At 48.6% G+C, this 3,265-nt stretch carries 5 protein-coding genes; 4 read left to right on the top strand and 1 reads right to left on the bottom strand.

Going from position 1 to position 3,265, the window contains the following annotated elements; genetic code table 11:
• Positions 1–226: 226 nt before the first annotated feature.
• Positions 227–514: a transposase gene (locus tag PPL9_RS17825; RefSeq protein ID WP_057463961.1), complete on the bottom strand. Its 288-nt coding sequence runs from the start codon at positions 512–514 to the stop codon at positions 227–229.
• Between the two features lie 328 nt (positions 515–842).
• On the opposite strand from PPL9_RS17825, the gene PPL9_RS17820 reads away from it, so the two are divergent.
• The 4 genes from PPL9_RS17820 (at position 843) to PPL9_RS17805 (ending at position 3,172) form a co-directional block, all read left to right on the top strand.
• A complete protein-coding gene (locus tag PPL9_RS17820) occupies positions 843–1,658 on the top strand; it encodes a hypothetical protein (protein ID WP_152986740.1) in 816 nt (271 codons plus the stop codon).
• 276 nt (positions 1,659–1,934) lie between these two features.
• A complete protein-coding gene (locus tag PPL9_RS17815; protein ID WP_057463959.1) occupies positions 1,935–2,426 on the top strand; it encodes a MerR family transcriptional regulator in 492 nt (163 codons plus the stop codon).
• Positions 2,427–2,505: 79 nt separating this feature from the next.
• Positions 2,506–2,745: a hypothetical protein gene (locus tag PPL9_RS17810; RefSeq protein WP_208609212.1), complete on the top strand. Its 240-nt coding sequence runs from the start codon at positions 2,506–2,508 to the stop codon at positions 2,743–2,745.
• Between the two features lies 1 nt (position 2,746).
• Positions 2,747–3,172 (top strand): hypothetical protein, encoded by a 426-nt coding sequence (locus PPL9_RS17805; RefSeq protein ID WP_057463958.1) that lies wholly within the window; start codon positions 2,747–2,749, stop codon positions 3,170–3,172.
• Positions 3,173–3,265 lie beyond the last annotated feature (93 nt).

Below are 3,265 nucleotides of genomic sequence, written 5' to 3'. Positions count from 1 at the left end.
CACGAATGGCAGTTTTGATAATGCTCAGCAGATTGCTGATGCCCTTCAGGTGAAGAGCTTCAATCATAACCTCATAGCATAGCTGAAACAGGGCAGAGGGGGCGCTGAACTTGGGCCCCTCTGTCCAGACTGGCTTAATCAATAGTGCCAAAGCAGAGACTTTCCCGTCTGGGAGAGCATTCAAAAGTGTGGGGTAGTCAGGCGGCGAGCTCGTTGATTTCTGGAGTTAGCGCTTCAGATTTTTGAATGTTCTCCATTGAATGGCCTTGCCTTCGATGGATGAGCCTTGAGATGCATGGATATCGACGAACACGCGGCGAATGTGCGCCATACAGGCCATTCCTGTGGCGTTATCTTCCCCGAATAAGCCGTTGACCCCGGCATAGCCACCAGCATGAATCCAGCCTTTGTATCCATTGAGGTGACCTTGCGGATGCTCGCCTTTGCGATCAATAATGAACTGGTACCAGACAAGAAGAGACGCTGTTCCAGCAAAGGGACCCTCGCCTTTCACATGTGCCCAGATGCGAGCGGATTTTTGTCTTCTTGTTCTCCGTTCCCAGCACCTAAACCAGCCTGCAATCGACACAAATTACAATAAAGAGCCGCGCGAAGATGTCGTTACTCAATATATGAGAGTACTCACGTTGAAATAGTCTCAATTCTTGATGGAAACGTTTGAATGTCCGGTAAATGGCCCTTCCGGTGATACCCAGTATATCCCTCTGCCGCAGCTAGCGGCCATCTTTCCAAATGGTAGCCCATGGCTAATAGGATTATTTTTGTATCCAAGGATCGCCCGATCTATTGTCTGTTGAGATAAAAGTATCGGGGACATGTGAATGAGCAGTGTTTGGCGGCCAGAGCGACGCAACCGGAACATAGGCACTTCGTGGTCGGGCTATTCTAAGTCGAACGACATGAGAGTTCCAGAAAGCTGGCAAGACAAGCATGGAAATTACTCGATGTTTTATGAGCGTCTCAAAATTACAGATACACATGAAATAAACATTGGCGGTTTCAAAATTAGAGTATTGTATGAAGAACCTCGCGAAGGCTTCACATACGGATGCACTCCCCTTGACGTGAATAAAGTACTGAGATCAGCAATTAATCTATCACAGGTCTTGCCTGACATCATTGCATTCCGACAGCCAACCCGAAAACAGCAACAGCAAAAACCAGTTTGGGGTCGGTTTCTATACTTCGCGGATTTCGGAAATCATCATGGCACGGCCATAATACTTGAAGCTCAGGAGCTTGGTGCGACGCTTAAATGGTCGAAGCGTATGCCATTGGAAGACCGTGCTGAGTACGAACGCCTAGTCGCCGACGGGCATCTTTTCATTGAGACAAAACGACACTTCGAAGCAGAGCTGCGAGCACAGGGGGTACGAAATACTATACTTTACCGAACCTTGCTTCACGAACTAGGTCACCTAGCTCACTACCATCAAGATGTCCTCGACAGACAAACGGCACTTGATTTTGATCAGGAAGTCGCCAGAGATCTATATTTCTCCAAACCTAGCTCCGAACGCGAGGCTTTTGCTCATTCGTTTGGCGAAGACCTCAGCAGATCTTTGAAATTAGCCGGTGAAATACCATTTGATTCAATAAAGTTTGAAAAAGCAGACATTGAAGTGAGAACAAATTAGATCGGGCCATATCCTCGCTACAGCAATTTGATGATCAAAAAGCCACTGTGTCAGGGTTTAGGTAATCTGTGCTCAACCCTTGATGGAATTGCTCGAATGACCGCAGTTGGCCCTCTGCTACTACATCATAACGTTCAATCTATCTCTTAAGCTTCTTCATAACTCCCAACGCACAACACTTCATCTAAACCAATCAGTTAGAAGATTCATTTTCGTTTCACTTGACCCATTTGCATGAAATGGTACTCTCGACCCAATTCAAAAAGTGAGTCGAGCATGATCGGGAATAGTGACACTTACAGCCGTACATATACGGCTTCCGAAGTTGCCAAGATCGTTGGGATGAATATCGAGACGTTGCGGGTCTGGAGGCGGCGGAAGCAGTTGGTGCTTGAGGGTGAGCGCCAAGGCTGGACCCGATATACCTTTAATGATCTGATGGCCGTTGCCACCTACCACAACATGGTACGCTCTCACTGCACAAATACGATTGCAGAGCTAATTGCCGGGACTGTCTCACAGCAACTCGCCAACAAATGGTCTGGTATTCTTGGCACAGAAAGTAGTGTTTTCTGCCTTTGCAACAATGCAATGGATGAGGAAAATATTCAGATACAGATGCATGTCGGACTGGAAGAGCTTCTGGAGGCGATCACTCAGATTATGCGAAGCTCAAAACGTCAGCCTGCCTATCATATTGTCGATTGCGGAGCTTTGTTTTTGAAAGTGCTGGTGTCTTGCACAAAGGTTCGTGAGGAGAGCGAATAATCGCTTTGGCTCATTAAATCACAGGCCCATGCTACCGGCATCAAAACATCTATAGCCTGAAGATCGAGAGGGGATCGATATGGCGAGAGCGCAGTTGAACTTGAGTATCCAGCCGTATCGCATGCTGAAGAGAGCTGATGCGGCTTCCTATTGCGGTCTAAGTGCAACCAGCTTCCTGGCCAATTGTCCGGTTCCCGCTGTTCTTCTTCCCGGAGGGCGCAAGGTCTGGGACGTCAAGGATCTGGATCGCTGGATTGAAGGCTTAAAGGAAGACAGCCGTCCATCAGATGATGACCTCCTCAATCAGCTGGGAGCCTGATATGACGATAATCCGGGTCAAGGGCTTCAAGATCTTCAATGACCAGCATGGCAAGCTGCGGTGTTATCATCGCAAGACTGGTGAACCGATCAATCTGGAAAAAGCGCCAATTGGCAGCGCTGCCTTTCTGGCGGAATGTGAGCGACTGACAAGCTTGATGTCAGTGGCTGATACCAGCAGACCGGGTACGCTCGGCAATCTGATTGACAAATATCGCGCCGGCTCTGCCTTTCTTGAATTGGCTGAGCGCACTAAGTCGGATTACCAGAAGGTCTTTGATTATCTGGCGCCAATCAACAACACACCCCTCACCCGCTTTACCTCACCCTTCATTGTCAAACTCAGAGACAAGGCAGAGGAGCAGCGTAAGCGGCGTTTTGCAAACTATGTAAAACAAGTGCTCTCTGTTCTGTTTTCTTGGGGGTAGAGTCGGGGAGAGACGCGCCCTGCGGTAGATGAGGGGAGTAGCTGTTGACCGGCTGCTTTCGCACACTGCCGGTGCCTCAATCCTCACCATGAC

This window comes from Pseudovibrio sp. POLY-S9, assembly GCF_001431305.1.
In the GTDB taxonomy this organism is placed as follows: Bacteria; Pseudomonadota; Alphaproteobacteria; order Rhizobiales; family Stappiaceae; genus Pseudovibrio.
This window is presented reverse-complemented; position numbering and strand designations above follow the sequence as displayed.